The following is a 17,596-nucleotide window of genomic DNA, read 5'->3' on the forward strand; positions in this document are numbered from 1 at the left end:
TAACAGAGAAAAAGTTGGTATGATTGCAGATGGATTTTATGCAATCGTTAGTAATTGTTGTAATTCATTATACGTCGAAAAAACGAAGTTTGGTTGTTGCAAACTTCGTTTTTGTTTATATAGAGCATGAACGGTTTCAATACCTTTCAAGGTACGTGAAGCATGACGAAGGCTTTGAAATCCTGTAGATTTGGCAAAACGTCTTTTTACATGTCTATGGTCTTGTTCAATGAGATTGTTCAAATGTTTGACTGTACAATGAGTTGTACGTCTATAAAAATCTTGTTCTTTTAATTTGTTAAACGCGCAAAGTAGCGCTGGGGCTTTGTCTGTTGTGAGAACTGTTGGTTCTCCAAAAGCCTTCACCAATCTTTTCATAAAAGCATATGCCGCCTGATGATCTCTTGTTTTTCGAAGTTGAATATCCAATGTATTAAAGAATGTGAGGTATCCAAAAATGAAATATATATATAGTGGCAAAAAATGAAGACCTAGATTCTTTAAAAATAGAATTACCAAAAGAACTAGAAATTGTAGCAACATTTTTAGAAAACGATATCCAAGGGATTCCAGTTAAATGGTGGTTACAAAAAATCGATGAAGTATTAAATAATTTAAAAGAATATAATGAATTTCAAGGTACATTATGTGCAATTCAAGTAAAAAAGGATGAAACTATACTTGTAGATTTATATTCTATCCATGATCCTAATATATGTAAGATTGAAACAACTGAACTTAGAAATTTAATTGAGGTTTGGGGACAAGCACAAAAAATGTATAAAAATAACAACTAAAAAATTAACTTTTATAAAAACATTTAAATTAAAATTTTTCTTAAGCGTGGGTCAGATAGCTCACGCCTTTTATTTTGGGTGACTATAACATTTATTTTTTAAATTTATAATCATGCTATTTGTTACGGACAAACTTTCAAAGAACCTATTGGTGTTAAAGCTAACGGAAGGCGTATTAACAATTTGAGAGTAGTTATTGATAAGAATGGAAATGTAATAACTGTGTTTCCTAAAGAATAAGAAAAGTATAACATGAGTTTAGGTTTTTGAGTTAGAAAAATATGGCTATAATTAGTTATCAAGAAAAAAATAATTTAGGAGAATAAAATTATGAAAAAAATAAACCATGAATTATTTGGTGAAATTGTTCACGATTTATATTGGAGTGGACAACAAAAGATAACTATTTTTGGGCAGGAAAAAACAGTTTCTTTAACTATTGATGGAGAAGAAGATGATTTAATTCCTAAAATTCAAGAAGAAGCATATAGGAAGTTCATTACTAATATAAACAAACTTATAAAAGAAGCTGAACAAGCAATATTCGAGTATTACAAAGAAGAATATATGGAATATAGAGATATGGTAGGTGATGAATCTGCTGATAAAATAGCGCCGATTATAACAACTATTCAAGAATTAGGAAAATTGGTGGAACCTGTTGGGTTAATTATATTACCAGATTTTGAAGATGGAATTAGAAGAGTTGGATTAATATTCAATTGTACCTGGGAAGAGGACGGTGTCGGGGTAAAATTTGAAAATGAACAAGTTGTAGAAGTTGGTTATCAAGATATCGTTATATAAGAGAAAGAAGGCTAGCATTTAATTGTTAGTCTTCTTTTTTTTGCTTTTTAATAGACTGATATTTTATTTTAAAAGGAATTAAATAAGGAATGTATCAAGGACCTTATCTTTTTCTTCTTTGTTGATTCCAATATATTTAAGTGTAATTTGAGATGTATTATGATTAAGAATTTTTTGCAATATGGCTACATCTTTTGTTTGTTTATAGAACCAATAACCAAAGGTTTTGCGCATTGTATGGGTTCCAATAGATTCTACACTGGCAAAATCTCCGACTTTTTGTAATTGTCGATAAGCCTGGATCTTACTAATGGCTTTCTCTCCTTTTCGAGAAGGGAATAACCACGTACTTTCTAGGGTTTGGGCATACAAATATATCTCCTCAAAAATAGAAGTGAGATTAATCATGCGTTCTTTTTCTGTTTTTCCCTCTTTAATTTTGAATTCTTTTCTCTTTTTTCGTTTTAGTTTTATTAGGGGTAGCATCACATGACTATCAACTTAAGAAATTAATTGTTCCTCAAAACGAAAGAAATAAACTAAATCCCCTTGGAAACCTATGAAAAGAAGAAATTTTCGTTTTGGGGATACTTCAAAATATTAGTTTGATTGCGATGGGGTGCTACCCCTTGTATGAAGAAATGGTTGAAAAAGGAACAGATTTATCAAAAAAATATAATGTTAAATATAAATATATTGAATGTTACCTAGATGATAGTAATGAAATAAATTTCAGATTAAAAAACCGTGATAGAATGCTAAGCCAAATTAAAGAGATACAGTCTGAAGAATCTTTTAAATATACTATCAAGAATAGTAAAAAACCTCCTGAATATAAGTGTTTAGTTGTAGATACTAAACAGCCTTTAGAAGGTTACATTCGAGAAGTTATGAATTACATACATGAATAACATTCTCTTTACTCAGGTAAAGGGTGCTAATGCTCAACAACATATACTTCAAAATATTTTTTCAAAATTCAAATTTATTAATTTATCAATTGTTGTTAGCACATGATTGATAAAACTTTATCTTAAAGAAACAGATTTTTGGTACTTGGGGGTATTAAAATCTCTTAAGTTGATGGGCATGTATGGTGACCCCTATTAGGAAATACCAAAGAATATACATATTAAGTGATGGAAGTGAGAAAACAATAAAAGTATAATCGTGGCGATTATTTAAAGATGAAAAGCAAGCTTCTAAGGAGAATCGGGGATGAAGATATTACATGTTATGTTTAATTACGATATGATTTTAATAAAAATGAAATTCTAATTTCTGGTGCAGCAGGTACAATCGAGCAAATGAAATATGAAGTTGCTCGTGAATTAGGAGTTACACTTGGTCCAGAGACGTCTGCACGTGCAAACGTTTCCGTAGGTGGCGAAATCACAAAACGTCTTGTTCGAATGGGTGAAGAACAATTAATGGGGCAATATAGAGTGCATTAAGATTATTCCATAATGGAATTAAAAGGTCTCCTTAGTTAAAGAGGGGGATTTTTCCATTTATTTAAATTTTATAGAAAAGTATAACATCCCTCAAAAAATATTTCGCTTCAGATTCGTTTTTAACGAAATTTAACTTTCAATTTAAAAAAAATGAAAGTTCCAATATATAAAATAGGTAAAAAAAAGCATAGCCACCCGCTAAATTTTTCTATTATAAAAAACAAAAGGCTCTACCAATTTATTCATGTCTAATGTGTTAGAGCCTTGATTTTTTAAGTGTATTGTAATTTAAGTCTTGATAATATCTTAATTTATTTATTTTTTATTAGGATGAATTAAATTACTTTTTGTTAGGTATATTTAACTGATGATTGGTGGCAATATTGTATTTTTTATTCATGTATATATACCCAACCAATGAATGATAGGATAATTGGGTAAAAAATAGCCCATCGGCTAAATGAGTATACAATAATACATAAAATTAGGGAGAGAAAGGCCATCCACCAACCTATGTCTTTTATTTTTAATAACTTTAGAGTAGCTAACAGTGTAAAAATATAAGATGTTATGAAAATTACGCTAGGACCTTTAAGGAGCGTTTCTAAATTCGGACGTACTATATCATAAAAAGTTAAAATACAACTAAAGATTCCTCCTAAAACTAATAATACCCTTGTCGGAGTTTGAAACTGATTAAAATAAAAGCAGCAATATTACTTCTCTACTAATACAATATCGTCAAGATAAGCATCACAGCTTTCACCGGAAGGAATATAAATGTAGACTTTTCCTGAAGCCTCTGTATCTCCAGTAGTAAATTCAACAGATGTTTGTTCATATTGTGAGGAAGTGAATTCCAATGTTTTTTCTCCTACCCCATTAATGCCTGTTCCTATAATAACCTTTCGCCCCGAGGATACTACTTTTCCATTTGCTGATAATGTATATGTAGTATTAGGCTTAAAAGTTACGTATCCTTCAAATCCACCATTTGATCCTGTTAAATGAATTCCTTTAGAATTATTTATTCCCACATGTTCTTCAATACTGGAATTTACATAGCCCCATTGTTTTAAAGGATCTAAATTGGCATTTTGATCAAAATCAACATTGAATATGTAAGATTTCCCCTTTAATTGCACATTATCAAACTTAGCTCTACCATTTCCTGTAGAAGCAAATTTCACTGCAAAGTTTGATACATCCTCACCCGTTTCAAACTTAAATTCATGATGGGCTGGCTTAAAACCTGTATACTGCTTTTTTATTAATGGAACTATTTTTTGAGTTGAATCCAGATTACCTACTGTTACTTCTGCTGGAGATCCTATAATCCCTGCTACATCAAATGATAATGTATATTCTGTGTTTGGCTTTACAGTAACAAGTTGATAAGCCGTGTCTTTATTTATTAATTTCAAATAATGATTCCCCGTTTCAGAAGTACCAATGTTCTTATTAGAAGAATTAGGGTTAGATAAAGCCCAATTATTTAGCCCATCTTCAAAGTTTCCATTTGTAATTTGTTCAGATACAGATAAACTATCCGCTGATACAGTCCCTGAAAAACCTATACTAGCACTTAATACGATTGCTGTAGAATATACTCTAAAACCCAACCTTTTTACCATCTCCGTCATCCCCTTTAGGTATTTTTAAATTGTACTTTTTCATATTTCTATACATTTATAGATACACCTACCAAAAAATTCAAATAAAAGTTTTATAAATATTTAAGCGAAAATTCCATCTATATCTTTAACAAAACATCCGTAAATGGTTCTGTTATATATGGATATCTGTAAAATCTAAAAACGGTACTTACAGACGTATTTTTTATAGTTTTATAGACACACCAATTGTTCTTCGGAAATTTTATGACGTAGTGGACCTTTGTCAGGCATACCCAAAATCTTAAAGGTACATTTTGATGCGCTAAATAAATACACATACCTTTCGAAATCATTCAATTCATAAAAAGAACGTTAATGATAAAAAAACTTTTACACTTTTTCAATTGAAAGATATTTATGAGATGCAGGGTGTATTTTATATATCTTAAATCGCGCTTTCTTTTCAGATAACCCCTGAGCTAATTTATCTGTAATTTGTTTAGGCTTCTTCTTAATTTAATACTTAAATTTCTCCTCTTGAATTTCTCGCCCAAGAAAAGTCATATCACAAAGAATCCCTATTAGGGGTTCGACCGCAAGTCTATCAACTTAAGAATGGAAATAAAATGAACTTTCGTTTACCAGAATTAAAGTGTTTAAAAAAAGGAGGATATTCTTAAACATGTTCATAAACTGTTCATATAAATCATGAGGATAGTTTAAAATCTAGAACGGTGAACCGTATCACAAATAATGACAAGTTTTTAGAGAGAATGTGCAGAAGCCACTGTAAACTGCTTGTTATGCTAGAGTTGCCTTAGATTACTTTTTGCGAAAAACGTATTTTACAGTATGCTTCAAGTTCATTTGGGTGAAATGATAATGGAAAAATGGCGTTGTATAATCAATTTATCATGAACATGCAAGGAGGTTTGTTAGGAGTGAAAATAAGCGAACTATCACGATTGACCAATGTTAGCGTACGATCCATCCGGCATTATGAAAATAAAGGACTTCTAAACGCCGATAGGCTGGAGAACGATTACCGGGATTTCGACGAATCGGCCATAGAACGAGTCAAAGCGATTCAGCTATACTTGAAGCTTGGATTAACAGCAGATGAGATTGGAGCATTGTTCAAGAGCGAAGCGGCAGATCCTGACGAATATGAATATTGCGAGGAGATGCTGGAAACGTATGAAAAGAAGCTAAGCAATGTGAATGGTCAGATCGAGGCACTTCATGGATTGAAGGGATTACTGGAGAGGCAAATCGATTTAACGATTAGGAAAAAGAGAACCGTCTAATGCAGACGCGGCCCCCGAGCATAATGAATCGCTCCGGGGCCATTTTTGTTTGTGTTGACATTGACACTAGTGTAATCCTTTATGATTTACTTAATTTCATCTGAAAGGAGTTTTTCCATTGAAAAGTAATAACCAAAATGAGAAAAATGGTACTGGAACTACAAATACGGTTGGGAACCGGAAATCGGTAACGGTCATAGGGTTAGGCCCGATGGGGCAGGCGATGGCAGGTGTTTTTCTGGAGAATGGGTACTCGGTGACCTTGTGGAACCGGACCCCAAGCAAAGCAGACCAGCTCGTAGCAAGAGGAGCTGTCAGAGCGTCCACAGTCAACGAGGCGTTAGCCGCTAATGAGCTGGTAATCCTTAGCCTTACAGACTACGATGTGATGTACTCCATTCTCGAACCGGTTTCGGAGAACTTATCCGGCAAGGTGCTCGTCAACTTGAGTTCGGATACCCCAGAGAAAGTCCGCGAGGCGGCTAAATGGCTGGACGACCGTGGAGCCCGGCATATCACTGGAGGGGTGCAGGTTCCGCCTTCGGGCATAGGTAAGTCGGAATCTTACACATACTATAGTGGTGCACGGCTGGTCTTCGAGGCTCACAGGGAAACCCTGGGAGTGTTAACAAGTACCGATTACCGGGGCGAGGACCCCGGACTAGCCATGCTATACTATCAGATACAGATGGATATATTCTGGACGGCAATGCTTAGTTACCTTCACGCTCTTGCTGTCGCCAACGCGAACGGCATTACGGCAAAGCAATTCCTACCATATGCTTCGGCGACGATGTCGTCGCTGCCGAAGTTCGTAGAGTTCTATACTCCGCGTCTCGATAAGGGTGAACACCCCGGTGACGTAGATAGACTTACCATGGGCTTGGCGAGCGTCGAGCACGTTGTTCATACCACCCAAGAAGCCGGCATTGACACCGCCTTGCCAGCAACTGTTCTGGAAGTCTTCAGGCGTGGCATGAAGAATGGTCACGCCAGCGATAGCTTCACCAGCCTCATTGAAATCTTAAAAAAATCCGATATTCGTCCATAAAAAATACTCCCCTTAGATAAACAGATTTTTATTTTTTATCTGTCTACCTAATGGGGAGCATATCAAGATTAATCAAAATGACTTCTTCGTTTGTACATACAGATTGTGTTTTTATAAAAATGTTTGATTAAAACTCATAGAAATTTTTCAGGAACGCAATACTCGTTATTATTGAAATACAGCATTGTTCAGCATCTTTTCCGCTACCCGGTGCCCTTCCAGATAAACCTATTTTCGTGAATCTGATAAAGGTTGTTTCCTCCCGCCGCGATTTTTTTCGTTGCCGAATTATTATCCAGCTCCCGCCAGCCTGTGAGCGGAGTGCCCGTATACTTCCAGATACGGCCATTATTGTGTAGTTGGTATAGATTGTTTCCATCAGCTATAGTATCAATAGATGCTGGATTATTGTCTATCAACTGCCATTGCAGAAAATGGGGAGTAGGCGGCGGAGCTTACTGTGCTGTTTGGAAAATTACTGACCAAGAACGCGTCCCATTTTGTGATACGGCAGTCGCAACACCGAAATAATTAAAATCTGGGGTCAAAATCCTCTCTCTGTGCCCAAATGTGCTGATATTCATCCACCAGTTTATTGCCTCTTCAGCAGTTCCGGGTTGCCCGCAATAAAGAATCCAAGCAAGTTTTAATCCCGTAATACCTGCGTCATTTAACATTTTACCCTCGTCTCCATTGAAGGTAGGGCTGTAATGCTGACAATTTCCGGTAGTAGCCACGTCATTTACTTTTAATTGGGCTACTTGAGTTAAGCGGTTATTTATAGGTAAAGGATTTAATCCAGCTTTTTGTCTTTCTTGATTAAGAAGGTTTATCATTCGAGTTACTTCAGGATCAATTTGCCTGACATACTCATGATAATAGTCATAAGGACATTGATTATAATTTTGTTTATATCTAAAAGGATAATAGTACAGAACAGGTTGAAACATAAATCATCCTCCCAATTTAGTTTAATTAACAATATATGTTATGTACAATTCAAGAATCTAGAAAATTGTCCATTTTATATGAAAAAACCTAAGTAATGACGTGATTAAGGAGGATAATAAAGCCATTAGTTTCCATGATGTTGAAGCTTCGTGTAGTTTTGAAATAGACCTTGATCAAAAACAACTCGAATCCCCTCATTTTACAATAAATAATAAGAAACCATTTTGAAGAAAGATTGAACAAAATGGTTTCTTTTCAGTAGGTTTTAGTTTATTTTTTATAAAAAGCATCCAAAGCGGGTGCTTTGTTCTTTGGTATGTAGAAATTACACAATAAATGTATGAGAAGATTTTTTTAGTTATAATGTAGAGTAGAAGAAATTAAGAACATTGATACAGAAAGTTTTTTTTAGCGTGTTAGTTACCTCAATGTATATGTATCTCTTTGCGCCTGGGCGAGGGTGCTTTTTTATTGAACCTTTTAATAAGGACAAGCATATATTACATTATGGGATAAGTTCTTCGTATCCTTTTCAATACTCAGAATAAATCTCTAATCACATTGAGGGCATCCAATAGCGAGGGTGCTCTTTTTTTATTAGATAAAATGGATATTTATGAATATAAAAAATATAAATGGTATAATTTTCTAAAATATGCTAAGTAATGTTGATTTTAGAAAAGGGGTAGAAGAAACATGTTTGGAAAATTTAAATTCTATTTAATCGGCTTTGCAGCCATTTCAATATTAGGGGGTATTATCGTAGGAGCTAATTTCTTATTCCATAATATCTATCGATTAATTGTAGGAAAAGAAATTTAATTTAATATATGGCCTTCTGTTATTTATATTTTGCATAGTGTTTGTTTTTAGTTTTGCATATATGTTAAAGGAAGGACTGGAGAAGCTTATTAATGAGTAAATTTATAGTTACTATGTTAGGCGCTACCGTGATCTGGGTGGTGTCTTATTGGGGGAAAATAGATATAAAACTTCAAGATTAGATAAGAATGTTATTACTCTCTAATGCAGAACATAGACTAGTAAACAAGCCATTTTAACTTTTAATCATAAAATATGATGAATCCTATTGTTAAGAGGGGTGAATCATATTTATGAGCTGTAATTGTCGTTTCAGACATTTTCGAGATTGTAATAGATTTTGGGATGATTTAATGTTTTGCAGACGCAGACATAGAGATTGTGATGAATGTCGTTGTAAACGTAAACATGATCATGATTGTGATCGCGATAAGCGTCGAGATTGGTAAATTCTTTTGGACGAGTGCGTTTCTTCAAAGCACTCGTTTTTTTTATTCGTGGATTTCTTGAACTCTTTATTGAAAGTGTTTATTAAATATGAAGAATGTAGTTGTAATTCAATTTAAGTGCTAACACAATGAACAAAAATAGAGCTAGTTAGCAGGTGCTACTCTTATGTTTGGTGGTTGCGTATAATTATATATTATTGAATCTATAAAAGAAGGAAGAGTAGAGAATAAGCTGGAAATTAAGCTTTAATGAAAGGAATATGAGCATATAAATAAAAGGAGCAGAAGGTGAAGTCCCTTATATACCTTTTTTGAGAACTTTATTATAATTATGGTACGTGAAATTACAAAAACATATAGTCAGATTAAGTGCACAAATAAAGGGTTCCTTTCTCAAAAATATGAAGATGTGCAACACCAATTTTAGGATCACGTCTCCCAGAAAAAATGAAGTCACCTCCTTTGTCATATTTTTCTAAGAAATCTACATGTTCTTCCAGAAAATCTCCGATTACTCTTAATGGTTGCACATACTTTAAAAAAACTATAAACATAACCCCATCAAATTAAAATAATTTCATATCCACATAATGAAAAAAACACCATCCTTTCCTATGATTCTACAGAAAGAATAGCGTATTTTTTCATTTTAGGGGGTATTTTATTTTGTTAGCTTGATAGCAATGTGACGCTCTCCCTATAAGAAACTCTTACATGAAATTGATGAAGCAGCAAGAATTTGTTGTTCTTTTCGTATTAATTTGATTTTTTATGGAAAGATATGCTAGTAAGTATGCAATTTGAACGTTCTATTTTTTAGAATATGACAGGAGGAAAATGAATATGACGGAAATTGAAGTAGGCGAAATTTTTACCCTTAGCGATGAGAGTAATGAGGAGCAGGAAGTTGAAGTGCTTGGAGCGATGAATGTCGAAGGAGCAGAATACATTGCTGTTGGCTTTGTAGAAGACATTCAAACGGAAACAGAGGAAGACATTGATATCTTCTTTTTAAAAGTAGAAGAAGATAGTGAATTCTCATACATAGAGAGTGACGAGGAATTTGAAAAAGTATCTGCTGCGTTTGAGAAAATTATGGATGAGCAAGAATGATCTTGGTTTGACACAAGAGGGTGATGCATATCTACCCTCTTTTTTGTATATATGGTTGAAAAACATTTTTAATGATTGATCATACATAAACAAAGTAACAGTGGATTTGAGTCAAGATGTTGGACACAAAAATAGTTAAATCTAAGTTACATCTTCAGCCAAATTTTCTATTGTTTGCGGTTATACCATCTCTCGATGTATTAAAATAATACTAGATGAGGTCCCGACACACATCCATCAACTTCAGAAAAATAAACGCCCCAAAAACGAAAAAAACGAGCTGATTTCTCAAAATAACTACCTGTAGAGAAAAGTATCATTTCTTTCATTAAGGATAAACCTTCTTTTTTGTGTGAAAATCGCGATAATAATAAAATATAGACATAAATTTAAAGTGTTTGCTATAATATAAACGAAATGAAATAAAGTTTGTTTTCTATCGGTATTTCGCCCTATTTCGAAATGCGTCGTTGGCGAAGTTTAAAATTAGATATATAAGATGGGTATACTTTAATGGAAATAGAATTATTACTGGTCATGCTCCTAAACGTAAAGATGAGTTCAACACTTAATTCTAATGACCATGAATATTAAGACTATTGTGATGGTCATAGACAGATCTTTAATTATTTTTAATAAAACAAATACCAAACTATATTTACTGGAGGGAAAGTAATGGCAAAAGCACTTTATATTAGTAGCTTTGGAGAAGGTCATGTGAATCCAACGCTGGGATTAGTAAATGATTTAGTGAAACGTGGGGAACATATCGTCTATTATTCATCCAATGACTTTGAGGAGAAAATAAATAAAACAGGTGCTGAGTTTCGCCCCGTTGACCAAGGGGCACAGAGAAAACTTCAAGAAAGTAGTAATCTTCTAAACTCCCAGCCGCGAGAATATTTGCTACAATTTCTGAGTGCATTAGAAATGATGACGGATACTATTTTAGATGAAATTTCAAAAGAAACTTATGATTATATTTTATACGATGCACAATCGTTAATAGGAAAATGGATTGCACATCAAAGCAAGTTATTATCTATTGTCACTTGGACCACGTTTGCATTTTTACAAGATATAAAATCAAACATGGAACTTACAGGGACGAGTGATATGAAGCGGAAGCAAGAGAGTTTGGCCATGCTACAAGCATTTTTAGGATTGGAAGAAATAGAAAAATGTAAAAAACACTTAGAAAAGAAATATGAAGTTCTGTTACCTGAAAATTTCTTGCTCTGTTCTGGCTCTGGGGATCTGAATATCGTCTTTACTTCTTCTTATTTTCAAAGAAATAGCCATAATTTCAAGGGTAATTATATTTTTGTCGGCCCTTCAATTATGGATAGTAAGAATCTAGGTGATTTTCCAATTGATACATTAAAAGAAAAACGTGTTATTTTCATTTCTATGGGGACCATCCTAAACAAACAAATTGATCTTTATCAAAAATGCTTCGCAGCTTTAAAGGATTTGGATGTTAAAGTGGTACTTAATATAGGGCGGAAATTAACAATAGAACAGCTGGGAAATGTACCAGACAACTTTATAATTAGCAATTATGTTCCTCAATTGGACGTACTTCGTCAAACGGATGTCTTTATAAGCCATTGTGGCATGAATAGTACAAGCGAATCACTTTATTTCGAAGTGCCCTTAGTTATGCTTCCAATGACGAATGATCAACCTATAGTTGCCCAGCGGGTAAAAGAACTTGGAGCAGGAGTTATATTAGATATTCAGCAACTAACAGTTGAAGATCTAAAACAAGCTGTTAGTGAAGTTTTCCAAAATCCGATTTATAAGGACAATGCGAAAAAAATTAGTCAATCATTCCGTGATGCAGGCGGGTATGTCAAAGCAGCTGATGAGGTTTTCAAATTCACTCGTTCATAAAAGGGGCTTGTCTGTATAGAGAAGGATAGGGCATGATTACCAAGCTAAAAGCTAACAAAAAGAAATATTCCCAAAATGAAAAAATACGTTATTCTTTCTGTAGAATCATAGGAAAGGATGACGTTTTTGGTATGTCTGTATCTAACGAATTACAACAATTTGCACAGGATATTCAAAGTCTTTTATCCCCAAATGTCTTACAGAATATTGCTAGAAATGTGGGGTTTGTGCAGCGAACAAGTAAGTATCAAGCACAAGATTTAGTAGCTTTATGCGTATGGATAAGCCAAGGTGTAGCTGAATTCCCTATATTTTATCAGTTTTTTTTTTGAGATGTCCGAAGGGAATATAGCATAGTATTTATAATTATGTAGCATTTAACAGCTGCATTGCCAAATATTTTGACAAAGGTTATTTTAAATGTTAGGTACAGAAATATTTTGAGTAAGAGAGCTATTATGAAACACACCCAAATTTCATCCTCAAATGTTGATTTGAAATAAAGTTTGATAATTTATAAAAAAAATTTGATAAAACTCTGTATTAATTTAGAGTTTTTCTTTTGACCCTTAAACCCCAGTTGTATTGTTCAATTAAAGGGCCAGATTGTGGAGAAATGAATTTACTAAATCATATAATTTATTGTAAACTGAATTCACATAATTATTTAAACGATTTATTATAAAACAAATATTTATATATACTTAAACTATTATGAGTAAAAACAATAAGGGGGGAACTAACTTGACAAAGAGAAATAAAATCAACAATAAAAAGGAGTTGTCACTAGAACAACGTGAAGAATTACTCAGAACATTGAAAGCCCGTTTTGAGAAAAACATGAACCGCCATAAAGGTCTTGAATAGGCTAAAGTCCAAGCAAAGCTGGATGCTAATACTGAAAAACTGTGGTCGCTCAATGAAATGGAAATAACTGGCGGTGAACCGGATGTAGTTGGTCATGATAAAGAGAAGGGCGAATACATTTTTTATGATCGTTCAGCGGAAAGTCCTAAAGGTCGCAGAAGTGTTTGTTATGATCGTGAAGGGCTAGAGTCAAGAAAAAAACATAAACCAGAAAATGACGCTATTGATATGGCAACTGCCATGGGCATTGAACTATTAACGGAAGAACAATATCGGGCGTTGCAAAAACTTGAAAATTTCGATATGAAAACGTCGAGTTGGGTACAAACACCCTCTGATATTAGAGAACTCGGTGGTGCCCTTTTTTGCGATTGTCGCTTCGGGCACGTCTTCGTGTATCACAATGGAGCAGAATCCTACTATGCCGCCAGGGGTTTTCGTGGCTCGCTAAGGGTCTGAATTTTGCACAGACAGCTAAATTTGAATTTGAGAACGGATCACCTAGGGATAAGTTTTAATTTCACTCTTCAACTATCAGGCGCAATTCTGTAGCAAGAATTGTACTCGAACTTTATGGAATGGAAGTATGAAAAACTGTAAAAACAATACATTTGTTAAGGAACATAGTACATAAAACTAATAGCTTCCGAACATACTAATAAAATGTTTTGGAGGTGGATTTTATGGATAAAAAAGACTTTCAAAAAATTTATAATGAATACTTACAACAAGGGGAAGACCAAGCTCAATTGGAAGTAGCCCGGGAAGTCGATTCAGGAGTAGAACAAATTGTTGCAGTTCGTAAAAATGATGAGGATGATATTATTGCTTTTAAAACAAGTAGTGGAAGAGAATTAGATTATATTACTGCTCTTGATGAAGCAAAATCAGGAAAATTAGCTCATGTGGACGTACTTCATAAGTATGGTAGGGATATTATACGTAGTGAACCCGATGGTATTAAAGAAAATAACTTAGATAACTTACCTTCTTTTTAAACGGGTAAACCTCAAGAAGAGAATGTTAATTTGGATATTCTCTTCTTTACTTTACTAATTTACTGTGAACTTCGTAAACTTACTGTAAGAAAACCATCAGTTATTCAATTATAGGGCGCTTTAATTGAATAAGGATAACAGAAATGATCAATCTTTTTTATAAAAGAGTGATTTATCGGGATATATTAAGAGTTTGTTTTGATCAACCTTTTTTCAAAACACGCTCTTTTCTTTTGTTCATTTATTAAAGTTATTAGTATCAATTTGATCAAACTTTATTCTAAAGCAACATCAAAAATAATATAATTTATTAATCTGTTTCTGTACATTATTATATAAAAAATAATAGAATAAATTATTTTGAAACAAAGATTATTCATTATTACAGTTGTGGTTTTATTCATACAGTACTTTCGTTCTTTTATTGTACATAGTAGTAATAGGGGAGAAAGGAAGGGCGAATATCGTTTTATCATGTTCCGACAGAATATCTCTTCCTCAAAAAAGTGAAGGCGTGAAACACCAATTTTATGTGTTTTTGTTCTTTACGCTTTAAATTACTATTCACATCCATATTCTTAACACAATATCCTCAGTCCATTTAACCCCTCGTTAAATACGTTGTAATATTTATATGAACAAATTCACGAATTTATTTTATTCAGAGTGGTATGTAGATAGGACCTTCATAATAGAAGGTCCCTTGTTTTGATATTCTAGGTAACTCATGCTTAAAAGATTATTTAATGTATTTAATTCAAGTATTGAGAATAAAAGAATAGTATTAGGAAAATGATTGTTTTGCTTAGTACTCTATTAAATAAATGTAAAGGAATGAACAGTTCACCTAGAATAAAACTTTTAATATTCTTATTTCTTTTTGTTAATAACTCTTTAAATGTTTGGAGATTTATGTTATTAACAAAAGACCAACTTGCCATAGGTTTTTTATTAGAATCGATTTTAAAAATGATATGAATATTATGAGACTCAAAACAACTTACGCTTAATAAAAAAATAATCCCAAAAATAACTAACCAAGACATTTTTAATACCTCCTTTTGCTATTTAATATTAAGATATTAACGGTGTTGTGAAAATGTGCCATTGTCCATGAAAAAATGTTGAGAAATTGTTGAGATGACGTTTCAATCCACACAAATATACACATGTAAGGTATTTTTATGTTCATTTATCTGAGGGAATCGTCTCACTTCTAAATATGAAGGACGAAACCCAATGAAAGTGGGAGATGAAATTCATTTGGTGTAAGTCAAAGGTTTGTTACAATCAGTCTGCACATATAGAAAGGGGAAAATAATCGAAACAAAGACAGGTTAATTCTATAAATCAATCTGTCCTTTTTACTTATCAAAAGCTGTTTAACATGAAATAGATTTTTATAGTAAAAACCTTATTTTTTTGTAATTCTTGTTTTAAATCTTTTGAAATTTTTCGGACACTTTCTACATCAGGTTGCGCATAATATATACCATTTATATATTTATCAGTACATTTTATTTGTTGTATAAAATCATTATCAATATGGCGTGTTCTAGTGAGTGCTAAGGCTTGTTCACCATTTAGCTGATAGCCTTTTTCTAAATGAATAGCATCAGCTTGATCTTGGCTATCCTGTTCTGTAAACGTAACGGGAACATCTACATCAATCCCTCCAATCGTATCAATAAGTGCGAAGAATGAATCAAAATTTAATATAATAATCAACAGGAACATCCAAGAACTTTTCAACAGTATCTATTGTACCATCTATACGACTAAAGACATGTGCATGTGCAATTTTATCTTCCTTTTCTTTCATCGGGAGATAGACTCTAGTATCACGGGGAATGCTTACTAAATTAATTGAAGCATTATCTTTATTAATGGTAGCAAGCATTAATGCATCTGATCTTGCATTTTTTTCATATTCCTCTGCTCTGGTTTCGCTATTGTCCTCCCCCATAACTAAAATTGAAATATTATCTTTTAAAGGGAATATTTTATGTTCTCTTTTCATAGATTTTCGTCCTCTTTCGAGTTCACGATATGTTTTATCACTAAAATTATTGAATTAAGAGTATATATACGTTCCTCCCAAAATGAAAATAATAAATAATGTATCCAAAACAACTTTTATTTTGTTTTGATAGAACCAATTTTTTTCATAGAGATTCACCCTTTCTTTTGGTATTATATTTTGAAACTACATTCACATTAAAAAGGCCTTTGCTCATATGAGTAAAGGCCTTTTAGATACAAACAAACCTGGTTAAGAAAAAGCTAAACAAGTCATTTTATCGTAGAAGTCCCCCTCATTGGGTTTTAGCACTGTACAGCATAGGTTTAAAACCAGCTACATTAAGAAGGGCCTTAATCCGACCGTTCCAGTTGACCCATTGGCGTCTCTCGACATTTTTGGGTAGCAGCGTTTCTCTATACAGGAGCCTCACCTAACAGAGACATATTTTATTTGCAGTATAAACAAATTATATGTTGTGTTTTTTATTTAACGTGAAAATAGTAATTTTGAAATTTATCTTTTGTACAAGTTATAGGTTATATTGACAATGAGAGATAATCAAGTTGAAATTTCCAGGAATTATCTGGAAGATTTTCGATTTGAATTTTATTTATCTTCATTACTTTTCAGTAATATAAGCGTCAGGAGACATGTATTGATGTAAAAGGGGATGGTTACCAACTTGTGAACTCTTTTATTGCCATTGGATCTGGAGGGATTAGTGGGCCTGGATTTGGAAATAGCATTCAAAAGCGAGGTTTTTTACCCGCGCCCCATACAGATTTTATCATGGCAATTGTATCTGAGGAACTTGGTATTATAGGGGTACTCGTCATATTAATTGGCATATTAGGCATAGTACTTCGCTCTTATAAAATTGCTCAAGAGTGTAAAGACCCATTCGGAAGTCTAATAGCAATAGGAATTGGGAGTATGATAGGTCTGCAATCTATTGTTAATTTAGGAGGCGTTACGGGGATTCTTTCCCTTACAGGTACACCACTTCCATTTATTAGTTTTGGGGGAAGTTCTTTAATGGCTAATTTAATAGCAATGGGAATACTGATAAACATCTCAATTTTAAATAAAATAAATAAATGTGCTTATAACGACAGAAGAATTCCCATGAACATCTAATAGGGCTAAATATTCAGTGTTAAGTAAAGAATGCATTATTCTAAATGGATTGATACCGTTAAGACATTGGAAAGAAGCATTAAAAGAGTATAAAGCAGACTCAAATAGTGGATAATCACTTGATTTATATATTAAATTTATAATGAATTAATATATAAATATTATAAAGGGATTTATATATATTTGAAGGTTTTGTGAATCTTTGTGCTTTCATTATTCATTGTTGATACAAAATGTCACATAAATAATGCGTATTTATTTTATTTAGCTCCATATTAGCCTATTTATGGAACGTAAACGTGTTTATA

Annotated in this window: 11 protein-coding genes, 10 pseudogenes and 1 riboswitch; of the genes and pseudogenes, 14 read left to right on the top strand and 7 right to left on the bottom strand. The window is 33.0% G+C overall.

Going from position 1 to position 17,596, the window contains the following annotated elements:
• Positions 1–36: 36 nt before the first annotated feature.
• Positions 37–435: pseudogene (locus tag DJ93_RS28600) on the bottom strand (DDE-type integrase/transposase/recombinase); the annotation flags it as partial.
• A gap of 38 nt (positions 436–473) precedes the next feature.
• Between DJ93_RS28600 and DJ93_RS28605 the strand changes: the two are divergent.
• Together DJ93_RS28605 and DJ93_RS28610 are read left to right on the top strand one after the other, a co-directional pair.
• Positions 474–797, top strand: coding sequence for a hypothetical protein (locus tag DJ93_RS28605; protein ID WP_042984952.1), 324 nt, complete (start codon positions 474–476; stop codon positions 795–797).
• 330 nt (positions 798–1,127) lie between these two features.
• Positions 1,128–1,604: a DUF6985 domain-containing protein gene (locus DJ93_RS28610; RefSeq protein ID WP_042984954.1), complete on the top strand. Its 477-nt coding sequence runs from the start codon at positions 1,128–1,130 to the stop codon at positions 1,602–1,604.
• Between the two features lie 78 nt (positions 1,605–1,682).
• On the opposite strand, the pseudogene DJ93_RS28615 reads toward DJ93_RS28610, so the two are convergent.
• Positions 1,683–2,081, bottom strand: a pseudogene (locus DJ93_RS28615) (tyrosine-type recombinase/integrase); the annotation flags it as partial.
• Positions 2,082–2,233: 152 nt separating this feature from the next.
• Here DJ93_RS28615 and DJ93_RS28620 point away from each other — a divergent pair.
• A pseudogene (locus tag DJ93_RS28620) lies at positions 2,234–2,515 on the top strand (AAA family ATPase); the annotation flags it as partial.
• Positions 2,516–2,875: 360 nt separating this feature from the next.
• Positions 2,876–3,058, top strand: a complete 183-nt coding sequence (locus tag DJ93_RS28625) for an alpha/beta-type small acid-soluble spore protein (protein ID WP_052109772.1) — start codon at positions 2,876–2,878, stop codon at positions 3,056–3,058.
• A gap of 340 nt (positions 3,059–3,398) precedes the next feature.
• Here DJ93_RS28625 and DJ93_RS33475 read toward each other — a convergent pair.
• Together DJ93_RS33475 and DJ93_RS28630 are read right to left on the bottom strand one after the other, a co-directional pair.
• A pseudogene (locus DJ93_RS33475) lies at positions 3,399–3,756 on the bottom strand (amino acid permease); the annotation flags it as partial.
• 18 nt (positions 3,757–3,774) lie between these two features.
• Complete coding sequence (locus DJ93_RS28630; RefSeq protein WP_080743767.1) at positions 3,775–4,701, bottom strand: carbohydrate binding domain-containing protein; 927 nt, start codon at positions 4,699–4,701, stop codon at positions 3,775–3,777.
• Positions 4,702–5,615: 914 nt separating this feature from the next.
• Here DJ93_RS28630 and DJ93_RS28635 point away from each other — a divergent pair.
• Positions 5,616–5,981 (top strand): MerR family transcriptional regulator, encoded by a 366-nt coding sequence (locus DJ93_RS28635; RefSeq protein WP_042984958.1) that lies wholly within the window; start codon positions 5,616–5,618, stop codon positions 5,979–5,981.
• A 118-nt stretch (positions 5,982–6,099) separates the two neighbouring features.
• Positions 6,100–7,032, top strand: coding sequence for an NAD(P)-dependent oxidoreductase (locus tag DJ93_RS28640; RefSeq protein ID WP_042984960.1), 933 nt, complete (start codon positions 6,100–6,102; stop codon positions 7,030–7,032).
• A gap of 455 nt (positions 7,033–7,487) precedes the next feature.
• On the opposite strand, the gene DJ93_RS29710 is transcribed toward DJ93_RS28640, so the two are convergent.
• Complete coding sequence (locus tag DJ93_RS29710; RefSeq protein ID WP_052109774.1) at positions 7,488–7,982, bottom strand: CAP domain-containing protein; 495 nt, start codon at positions 7,980–7,982, stop codon at positions 7,488–7,490.
• 697 nt (positions 7,983–8,679) lie between these two features.
• Here DJ93_RS29710 and DJ93_RS28650 point away from each other — a divergent pair.
• From DJ93_RS28650 to DJ93_RS28680, 6 genes and pseudogenes are all read left to right on the top strand, one after another.
• Positions 8,680–8,905: pseudogene (locus DJ93_RS28650) on the top strand (hypothetical protein).
• Between the two features lie 1,192 nt (positions 8,906–10,097).
• Positions 10,098–10,367, top strand: coding sequence for a DUF1292 domain-containing protein (locus tag DJ93_RS28660; protein ID WP_042984962.1), 270 nt, complete (start codon positions 10,098–10,100; stop codon positions 10,365–10,367).
• A 675-nt stretch (positions 10,368–11,042) separates the two neighbouring features.
• The gene (locus DJ93_RS28665) at positions 11,043–12,263 is read left to right on the top strand and encodes a macrolide family glycosyltransferase (protein WP_042984964.1); all 1,221 of its coding nucleotides are present in this window, start codon (positions 11,043–11,045) and stop codon (positions 12,261–12,263) included.
• Between the two features lie 131 nt (positions 12,264–12,394).
• A pseudogene (locus DJ93_RS32710) lies at positions 12,395–12,562 on the top strand (IS4 family transposase); the annotation flags it as partial.
• Positions 12,563–12,977: 415 nt separating this feature from the next.
• Positions 12,978–13,589: pseudogene (locus tag DJ93_RS28675) on the top strand (DUF4256 domain-containing protein).
• 224 nt (positions 13,590–13,813) lie between these two features.
• A complete protein-coding gene (locus DJ93_RS28680; RefSeq protein WP_042984965.1) occupies positions 13,814–14,128 on the top strand; it encodes a DUF3892 domain-containing protein in 315 nt (104 codons plus the stop codon).
• A gap of 752 nt (positions 14,129–14,880) precedes the next feature.
• Here the strand turns inward: DJ93_RS28680 and DJ93_RS28685 are convergent.
• Both DJ93_RS28685 and DJ93_RS28690 read right to left on the bottom strand, forming a co-directional pair.
• On the bottom strand, positions 14,881–15,174 hold the full coding sequence (locus tag DJ93_RS28685) for a hypothetical protein (RefSeq protein WP_042984967.1): 294 nt from the start codon (positions 15,172–15,174) through the stop codon (positions 14,881–14,883).
• 325 nt (positions 15,175–15,499) lie between these two features.
• Positions 15,500–16,187: pseudogene (locus DJ93_RS28690) on the bottom strand (LCP family protein); the annotation flags it as partial.
• A gap of 245 nt (positions 16,188–16,432) precedes the next feature.
• A riboswitch (M-box (ykoK) riboswitch) is annotated at positions 16,433–16,596 on the bottom strand.
• Between the two features lie 209 nt (positions 16,597–16,805).
• On the opposite strand from DJ93_RS28690, the pseudogene DJ93_RS28695 reads away from it, so the two are divergent.
• Positions 16,806–17,261: pseudogene (locus DJ93_RS28695) on the top strand (FtsW/RodA/SpoVE family cell cycle protein); the annotation flags it as partial.
• A pseudogene (locus DJ93_RS34260) lies at positions 17,245–17,403 on the top strand (dTDP-4-dehydrorhamnose reductase); the annotation flags it as partial. The pseudogenes DJ93_RS28695 and DJ93_RS34260, both read left to right, overlap by 17 nt.
• Positions 17,404–17,596: the final 193 nt, after the last annotated feature.

This window comes from Bacillus clarus, assembly GCF_000746925.1.
GTDB classification, from domain to species: Bacteria; Bacillota; Bacilli; order Bacillales; family Bacillaceae_G; genus Bacillus_A; species Bacillus_A clarus.

Excerpts from the sequence above, each read along its gene's own strand:
- DJ93_RS28610 (WP_042984954.1), top strand. The coding sequence starts at position 1,128 with ATGAAAAAAATAAACCATGAATTATTTGGTGAAATTGTTCACGATTTA.
- DJ93_RS28630 (WP_080743767.1), bottom strand. The coding sequence starts at position 4,701 with ATGACGGAGATGGTAAAAAGGTTGGGTTTTAGAGTATATTCTACAGCA.
- DJ93_RS29710 (WP_052109774.1), bottom strand. The coding sequence starts at position 7,982 with ATGTTTCAACCTGTTCTGTACTATTATCCTTTTAGATATAAACAAAAT.
- DJ93_RS28660 (WP_042984962.1), top strand. The coding sequence starts at position 10,098 with ATGACGGAAATTGAAGTAGGCGAAATTTTTACCCTTAGCGATGAGAGT.
- DJ93_RS28665 (WP_042984964.1), top strand. The coding sequence starts at position 11,043 with ATGGCAAAAGCACTTTATATTAGTAGCTTTGGAGAAGGTCATGTGAAT.
- DJ93_RS28680 (WP_042984965.1), top strand. The coding sequence starts at position 13,814 with ATGGATAAAAAAGACTTTCAAAAAATTTATAATGAATACTTACAACAA.
- DJ93_RS28685 (WP_042984967.1), bottom strand. The coding sequence starts at position 15,174 with ATGTCTTGGTTAGTTATTTTTGGGATTATTTTTTTATTAAGCGTAAGT.